This window comes from Cellulomonas sp. P4_A2 (assembly GCF_056402515.1).
The window spans coordinates 1-444 of sequence record NZ_JBFUHG010000119.1 but is presented as its reverse complement, the minus strand read 5'-3'; the positions used below and the strand labels follow the sequence as shown (position 1 = coordinate 444).

Genomic DNA, 444 nt, shown 5'->3' with positions numbered 1-444 from the left:
GTGTACGCGCCGTTGCCGATCTCCGATCCGGCGCTGCACACGTAGGCGGTGCCGTCGCGCCGGATCGTGGCACGCGCCAGGCAGCGGGCGCGGAACCACGGGTAGCCGACGGCCGCCAGACCGTAGCCGACGAGCATCCCGTCCTCGCGCATCGAGCGCGGCTCCTGCGTGCGCCGGGACCATCCGAAGAGCTCGGCGCCGCGTTCCAGGCACTCCTTGTGCGCGCGGCTGGACCAGGGCAGCCCCGACGGGGGGTGCAGGGCGGCGTCGTTGCACAGGCGCAGGTCCAGCGGGTCCATGCCGAGCTTGTACGCCAACTCGTCCATCGCGCATTCCAGTGCGTAGTTGCCCGTCGCCGCTCCCGGACCCCGCATCGAGTTCGGGACCGGGATGTTCAGGCGGACCTGCATGTCGTGCGTGGAGACGTTCGGACAGGCGTAAGAG

1 protein-coding gene is annotated in these 444 nt (G+C 70.9%); it reads right to left on the bottom strand.

What is annotated here, in order from left to right; all coding sequences use genetic code 11:
• The coding region (locus tag AC1DUE_RS20370) for a molybdopterin cofactor-binding domain-containing protein (protein WP_477041220.1) at positions 1 to 410 on the bottom strand (410 nt) is incomplete at its 3' end.
• Between the last annotated feature and the right edge of the window lie 34 nt (positions 411 to 444).